General features: G+C 71.6%; 5 protein-coding genes and 1 pseudogene. 4 read left to right on the plus strand and 2 right to left on the minus strand.

The genetic code is table 11. From position 1 onward, the window contains the following. Nucleotides 1–75: 75 nt before the first annotated feature. Nucleotides 76–300 (minus strand): acyl-CoA carboxylase epsilon subunit, encoded by a 225-nt coding sequence (locus tag EF903_RS27755; protein WP_185902853.1) that lies wholly within the window; start codon nucleotides 298–300, stop codon nucleotides 76–78. Beyond that, nucleotides 297–1,541, minus strand: coding sequence for a cytochrome P450 (locus EF903_RS27760; RefSeq protein WP_125547705.1), 1,245 nt, complete (start codon nucleotides 1,539–1,541; stop codon nucleotides 297–299). The genes EF903_RS27755 and EF903_RS27760 overlap by 4 nt, the downstream gene beginning before the upstream one ends. Nucleotides 1,542–1,765: 224 nt before the next feature. On the opposite strand from EF903_RS27760, the gene EF903_RS27765 reads away from it, so the two are divergent. From EF903_RS27765 to EF903_RS27780, 4 genes and pseudogenes are all read left to right on the plus strand, one after another. Further along, a complete protein-coding gene (locus EF903_RS27765; protein ID WP_114055166.1) occupies nucleotides 1,766–2,827 on the plus strand; it encodes a type III polyketide synthase in 1,062 nt (353 codons plus the stop codon). A 16-nt stretch (nucleotides 2,828–2,843) separates the two neighbouring features. Next, on the plus strand, nucleotides 2,844–4,061 hold the full coding sequence (locus EF903_RS27770; protein WP_125547707.1) for a cytochrome P450: 1,218 nt from the start codon (nucleotides 2,844–2,846) through the stop codon (nucleotides 4,059–4,061). Next, nucleotides 4,058–4,594 (plus strand): cupin domain-containing protein, encoded by a 537-nt coding sequence (locus tag EF903_RS27775; protein WP_125547709.1) that lies wholly within the window; start codon nucleotides 4,058–4,060, stop codon nucleotides 4,592–4,594. Before EF903_RS27770 ends, EF903_RS27775 begins: the two co-directional genes overlap by 4 nt. Before the next feature lie 57 nt (nucleotides 4,595–4,651). Next, nucleotides 4,652–5,545, plus strand: a pseudogene (locus EF903_RS27780) (hypothetical protein); the annotation flags it as partial.

Here is a 5,545-nt window from a genome sequence, read left to right on the forward strand (position 1 = left end):
GCACCGCCGCGGCGGCCGCAGCAGTGCGGCCGCCGCGGCTTCGCCGTCCCGGCGTCCCCTTCCGGAGCGCCGTCCTCAGTGGGGGAGGGCGGACTTCGGGCGGGCGCGCCAGGAGTGCGCGGGGTGGTGGACCGGTGACGGCAGGTCGCGGTCCCAGTGGGCGCGGCGGTGCCGGGTGGTGCGGGGCGGACCCGCGATCTCGGCGGCGCGCGCGAGCACGAGCAGGGCGGCCGTGAGGGCCGCCAGTTCTATGTGGTCCGGTACGCCCTTGACCACCTTGATCCGGTGCCGGCGTATCACCAGGACACCGGAAGGGACTTGGGGCCGCGGATCAGGCCGCCGGCCTGCCATTCGACCTGCTCGGGCGGGACCGCCAGGGCCAGCCGCGGGTAGCGGTCGAGGAGCGTGGCCAGCATGACCTCCGACTCCATCCGGGCCAGCATCGAGCCGACGCAGTGGTGCGGGCCGTTCCCGAAGGCCATGTGGGCGATCGGGCCGCGGTCGAAGTCCAGCCTGTCCGGGTCGGGGAAGGCCTCCGGGTCCCGGTTGGCCGCCAGGTACGAGGAGTAGACGGCGTCGCCCGCCTTGATCTGCACCCCGGCGATCTCCAGGTCGCGCGTCGCGATCCGCGGCAGGCCCACACCGCTGCGGTGCGGGATGAAGCGCAGCAGCTCCTCCACCGCCTGGGGGATCAGCTCCGGCTCGGCGCGCAGCCGCGCGAGGTGCTCCGGGTGGGTGAGGAGGGCGTAGACCATGTTGGCGCTGTTGTTGCGGACCGCGTGGGCGCCGCTCACCAGGATCGCGGTGGCCAGCGACACGGCCTCGTCGTCGGTGATCTCGCCGGCCGCGGCGGCGGAGGTCAGCACCCCGGCGAGGTCGTCGGTGGGCTCCTTGCGGCGCATCTCCAGGAGGGCGACGACCGTCTCGCGGACCGTCTTGAGCGCGTCGACGCTCTGCGCGGGGGCGGGCCCCGGCGTCATCGCCACATTCGCCCAGTCGGTCATGTCGGCCCGCATCTCGTGCGGCATCCCGAGCAGGTCGGCGACGGCGGCGAGGGGCAGCGGGCCGTGCAGGTGCTCGACCAGGTCGGCGGGCGAGCCGTGCCGCTCCATCCCGTCCAGCAGGCCGTCGGTGGTCCGCTGGATGGTAGGCCGGAGCTTCTGCATGGCCTTGCCGGTGAACGCGCGCGCCACCACGCGGCGCATGTCGTTCAGCCGGGGCGGGTCGGCGTAGTTCAAGGACGCCTTCTGTGAGGCGATCGCGTGCGGCGAGGAGGCGGTGATCGTCCGGCCCACCAGCTCCGACCTGCTGAAACGCGGATCGGTCGTGGCCGCCTTGACGTCGGCGTAACGCGACATCAGCCAGGCGTCGCCCTGGCCGAAGGGCAGCCTGATGCGGGCGGCTCGTTTCTCCTTCAGCCGCTCGTGGAGGAACGGGTCGAAGTCCAGCGCCTGGAAGTCGTCCAGGTTCCAGTGGTGCACCGTCTCGTCCGGGGCCGGCTGCGCAGCCGGCCCCGCGGCCGTTCTCGGCTCTGCCGTCATGCTTCATCTCCCTGCGTGGATGGCTCCCCCGACCGCACGATTCCGCGGCCACATGGGATTTCCGCGGCCATATCGGCACACGCATCCCTTCCCGGTCGCCACCCGCCCCGCCGCCCGTGCCGGGCAGCATCACCGGATTGGCCCATGTCACCAACGCCGTAGTCCCGCGCGCGCTTCGGCTGCGGGTCCGTGAGGCTGTGTCAGACAGGAAAGGAGAGCCACCCATGGCGACTCTGTGCAGGCCAACGGTGTCCGTGCCCGAGCACGTGATCACGATGGAGGAGACCCTCGACCTGGCCCGATCCGTGCACGCGGACCATCCGCAGCTCGACCTGGCACTGCGTCTGATCCGCAACACCGGCGTCGCGAAGCGGCACATCGTGCAGCCCATCGAGGAGACGCTCAAGCACCCCGGCTTCGAGTCGCGCAACGCGGTCTACGAGGCCGAGGCCAAGGCCCGGGTCCCCGCCGTGGTGCGGCAGGCGCTCGAGGACGCGCAGCTGCGCGCCAAGGACATCGACATGATCATCTACGTGTCGTGCACGGGCTTCATGATGCCCTCGCTGACCGCCTGGATGATCAACGCGATGGGCTTCCGGACCGACACCAGGCAGCTCCCCATCGCCCAGCTGGGCTGCGCAGCCGGCGGTGCCGCCGTCAACCGGGCCCACGACTTCTGCACCGCCTACCCGGACGCGAACGCGCTGATCGTGTCCTGCGAACTGTGCTCGCTGTGCTACCAGCCCAGCGACCTCGAGGTCGGCAACCTGCTCTCCAACGGCCTCTTCGGCGACGGCATCGGCGCCGCGGTCGTCCGCGGCCGCGGCGGCACCGGCATGACCCTGCACCGCAACAGCTCGTACATCATCCCCCAGACAGAGGACTGGATCATGTACGACGTCAAGTCGACGGGATTCCACTTCAAGCTCGACCGGCGTGTGCCCGGAACGATGGAACCCCTCGCCCCGTCCCTCAAGGAACTGGCCAAGGCCCACGGCTGGGACGCCGCAGCCTTGGACTTCTACATCATCCACGCGGGTGGACCACGCATCCTGGACGACCTCAGCAAGTACCTCGGTGTGGCACCCGAAGCATTCCGCTTCAGTCGGGCCACACTGACCGAGTACGGCAACATCGCCAGCGCCGTCGTCCTCGACGCGCTGCGCCGCCTCTTCGACGAGAACCGCACCGCCGACGCCGCGAAGGGCCTGCTGGCCGGCTTCGGCCCCGGCATCACCGCAGAGATCTCACTGGGCAGCTGGACCTCCGAACGAGGGACCGGTTGAGGGAGGAATCCGAAGAATGCTGAAGGACGGCCCCGCAACCGCACGGCCACCCGTCACGCACTGGCCCACCCCGGCGCTGGAGGGGGTCGACTTCGACCCCGTCCTCGCCGGACTGATGCAGGCGGGGCCCGTCACCCGGATCCGGCTGCCCAACGGATCCGGCTGGGCCTGGCTCGTATGCCGCTACGACGACGTGCGCATGGTCGCCAACGACCCGCGGTTCAGCCGCAAGCTCGTCGCCGAACACGACGTCACCCGCCTGGCCCCCCACTTCATCCCCGCGCCCGGCGCCGTCGGGTTCGAGGACCCGCCCGACCACACCCGGCTGCGCCGCACCGTCGCCGCCGCCTTCACCACGACCGGCGTGGAGCGCCTGCGCACCCGGGCCAAGGAGATGCTCGACGGCTTCGTCGACGGCATCCTCGCCGACGGCCCGCCCGCGGACCTGACCGAACGCCTCCTCGCGCCCTTCCCGCTCGCCGTCGTCTGCGAGCTGATGGGCGTACCCGAGCAGGACCGTCCCGTGGTCCACGAATGGACCACCCTCATCCTCTCCTCCGCCCAGGGCGCCGAACGCAGCGAGCGCGCCAAGAACGAGGCGCTCGCCTACCTCGCCGCGCGCCTGCGCTCCGGCGACGTCCCCCACGACGACAGCGTCATCGGGCTCCTCGACAAGGCCGTCCGCGACGGCGAGGTCACCCTGGAGGAGGCCACCGGTCTGGGCCTGCTCATCCAGATCGGCGGCGAGGCCGTCACCAACAACGTCGGCAACATGGTCTACATCCTGCTCACGCGGCCGGACCTGATGGACCGGCTGCGCGACAGACCCGAGCTGCGGCCCTCCGGGCTCAACGAGCTGCTGCGCTACATCCCCCACCGCAACGCGGTCGGCCTGTCCAGGATCGCCCTGGAGGACGTCGTCGTCGCCGGCCAGCTCATCCGTGCCGGCGAGGCGGTCTACGTCTCCTACCTGGCCGCCAACCGCGACCCCGACGTCTTCCCCGACCCCGACGAACTCCACCTGGACCGCAGCCCGAACCCGCACGTCTCCTTCGGGTACGGCCCCCACTTCTGCCCCGGCGCGATGCTCGCCCGCCTGGAGTCGGAGCTGATGGTCGACGCCCTGCTCGACCGCTTCCAGGACCTGCGCTTCACCGTGCCGACCGCGGAACTGCGCTGGCGGCCCGGAGCGCTCATCCGCGGCCCCGAAGGGCTGCCGGTGACCTGGTCATGACCGCGCACGCAGCCCGGGACGGCCTGCTCGTGCCGCCGGGCCACGGCCGGACCCTGCACACCCCCGCCCAGCAGGTCACCTTCAAGGTGACCGGCGAGCACTCGACCGTCGCCTCCAGTTTCGAGGTCGTCGTCCCGCCCGGCTTCGACGTCGGCGCCCACCGGCACATCCGCAGCGAAGAGCTGTTCTACGTCCTGGAGGGTGAACTCGACGTCATGGCCTTCGAGCCGCGCGTGCGCAGCGGCGACGACTGGAGACACTGGGAGTCGCTCGACGGACGCCAGGTCGTGCGGGCCACCCCCGGGACCGTCATCGTGGTCCCGCCCGGTTGCCCGCACGCCTTCGCCAACCCGACCGGCGAGCCGGCCCGCATGTTCTTCCAGGCCTCACCGCCACCGGATCACGAGCGGTACTTCGAGGAGCTCATCGCCCTGCTCGACTCGGGCGTCGCCCCGGACACCGCCGCGATCGCCGACCTGCGGAACCGGTACGACATCGAACAGCTCACGCCCCTGCGGCACGGGCTGTCCTGACCGACCACCAGCACACCGAACCCCCACCACACACACCACCCATGCTCGGGAGACTTCATGCTGCGCACGCGCCGCACCCTACGCACCGCCACGTACACCTTCGCCGGGACGGTCGCTGCCGCCGCCTCGCTCGCCGCGGGACCGGCCAGTGCCGCCGAACCCCTGCCGTCCCACTGGTGCTACGTCAACGGCGTGGAGGCACGCCCCGGACAGGAGGTCCGGGGCACCGCGGGCAACGACACGATCGTCTGCGAGAACGACGTCGAGAACGCCATCATCTGGGGCGGCGGCGGCGACGACAACATCCGCGTCAAGGGCATGCTGATCGACTCGCAGGTGCTCGGCGGCGAGGGCAACGACACCCTCCAGGTCAACAACCTCGCCCCCCGCAACGGCAACGCCTCCGTGCGCGGCGGCGCCGGCAACGACACCATCATCACCGCCCTCGTCATGGGCACCGCCGACCACGGCGCCACCGTCTACGGCGACCACGGCGACGACATGATCACCACCGGCAGCGTGCTCGGCGAGCCCGGCGAGTACCAGCGCGGCGGCGGCCAGGTCTTCGGCAACGACGGCAAGGACACCATCCGCACCGGCAACGTCGACCTCGGGGGCCGGATCCTCGGCGGCAGCGAGCACGACATCATCGAGCCGAAGTCCGTGGGCGCGGAGTCCGCGGGCATCGTCCAGGGCGGCCCCGGCAACGACACCGTCCGCGGCCAGAACGACTCCCTCCTCGTCATCGGCCCCGGCTACGCCCAGGTCGACGGCGGGCTCGGCACCAACGCCTGCAAGCTCCGGCACTTCTCCACCGGCGAGCGGGTCCGCAGCTCGGTCGCGAACTGCGCGCTCCCGCCCGCGACCACCCCGTCGACCACGACCCCGCCGGCGGCCGCGCAGCCGCCGGCGGCCCAGCCTGCGGAGCCGGCCGCCCCGCCGGCCGAGAAC

This window comes from Streptomyces sp. WAC05292, from assembly GCF_003949955.1.
In the GTDB taxonomy this organism is placed as follows: domain Bacteria; phylum Actinomycetota; class Actinomycetes; order Streptomycetales; family Streptomycetaceae; genus Streptomyces; species Streptomyces globosus.